The organism is Streptomyces sp. NPDC006265 (genome assembly GCF_040613555.1).
Classification (GTDB): Bacteria; Actinomycetota; Actinomycetes; order Streptomycetales; family Streptomycetaceae; genus Streptomyces.
The window spans coordinates 1-1,715 of record NZ_JBEXSH010001309.1; the positions used below are offsets into that span (position 1 = coordinate 1).

Annotated in this window: 1 protein-coding gene; it reads right to left on the reverse strand. The window is 76.6% G+C overall.

Going from position 1 to position 1,715, the window contains the following annotated elements; genetic code table 11:
* Nucleotides 1-393: 393 nt before the first annotated feature.
* A partial coding sequence (locus ABZ281_RS48275) for a CHAT domain-containing protein (RefSeq protein WP_356665082.1) occupies nucleotides 394-1,715 on the reverse strand: 1,322 nt, incomplete at its 5' end.

The following is a 1,715-nucleotide window of genomic DNA, read 5'->3' on the forward strand; positions in this document are numbered from 1 at the left end:
GGTCAGGCCGCCACGAGGACGGGCCCGGGGCGGGCCCTCTTGAACAGTGGGACCGGGCAGCGCGGCCCATGCCGAACAGCGGGACCGGGCCGAGCCCACGGAGAGACCGGGGTCGGCCACCCTGGGCAGGGGGACTGGGGCGGCCATCCCGAACCGTGATGCCAGGCCCCCGGGCAGCGAGAGGGGTCAGGCTGCCTCCGCCGGGCAGCGAGACCGCGTCAGGCTGTCCCCACCGGTCGGTGGGAGCGGGTCGGACCGCCCCCACCGAGCAGTGAGGCTGCCCCCTCCACGGGCAGTGAGGCCGGGTCAGACGCCCCCAGCGAGCAGCGAGACCGGGTCAGGTCACCCCTACCGGTCGCGCCGGGGCGGGCCGACCGGACGGCGGGGCCCCGGTCAGGCCGCCCCGAACGCCGAGAACGCCCACCCCGTGGCCTGGTGCAGTGCGTCGCCCGGCAGGGCCGCCCGGGCATCCCGGAGCGCCTCCGCCAGGGACAGGCCGGCGTCGAGGCCCTTGTGCAGCGCGAGCATCAGCGGTACCACCGCGGCGTCGTTCACGGGCGCGCTGCACGCCACCACCCCGGCCGTGCCGAGCGGCAGCAACGCCGTGACCAGGCCGAGCAGTTCGTCGGCGCCGACGGAGGCGAGCCGGGCGGTATCGCAGCAGGACAGGATGATCCGGTACGGGCTGCGGTCCAGCCGCTCGAAGTCGTGCACGACGATCGGCCCGTCGGCCATCCGCAGGGACGAGAACAGCGGACTGTCCGCGCGGAACGTGCCGTGCGCGGCAATGTGCGCCAGCGCCGTCCCGTCCAGCTCCTCCAGCACCCGCGGCACCCGCGCCTCGTCCTCCTCCAGCACCGTCGCACAGCCGTACCGGGCGGCCAGCTCGGGCACCTCGGCGCCGCCGGTCGCCAGGCCCGGGCCGCGCACCAGCACATGGCAGCCCTCCGGCGGCGGCGCCGTCTCCCGGGCCCGCAGCCAGCTGCCCGCCGACGGCGACACGCTGAGCACCCGTTCCCGCAGCGACGGCAGCAGCGCCCACGGCACCCGGTGCAGCCGACCCGGCGGCACGATCACCACCGGGCCCCCGCCCAGCTGCGCCGCGGCCGGTCCGAGGAGCAGCTCCTCCAGCCGCCGCCCCGCCGCCTCCACCACCGGAAGCCGGGCCTCCGCCCCGGGGTGGGCCAGCCGTCGCAGCCCCGCCTGCACATGCTCGGCCTCGGTCTCGGCCTCGGCGAGCAGCCCGGCCTCGAACCGGCGCACCCGCCCCCGCCCGCACAGCAGGACCTGCACCCGCCCGTCCAGGACGGCCAGCTCCACCAACAGGACCTCGTCGCCCAGCCGCTCCAGCAGCCGGCCGACGTCGAACCGGTCCCCGTTGCCGGGCGCCTCGCCCCTCATGTGCAGCGTGCGGGAGCGGATCTCCCGCTCCAGGCGCCGCTGTTCGCGCTCCAGCGCCGGGACCGGCCGACCGTCCATCCGGGCGGCCTCCGCACGCGAGGCGATCTCACGGAAGGCCGTCATGCCGCTGAGCAGCTCCGGGTCGGCGGGCGGCCGGGTCGGCGGTGTGGACAGCACGGTCGCACGCCAGCGCTCGCTCCACACCAGCAGCCGCCGCGGCCCGCCGGAGACCAGACTGGCCTCAGCAGCGAGCGCAAGCCGATGGAGTTCTACGACACCCCGGAGCGCCCCAAAGCGTTCTCCATGGACTCGCT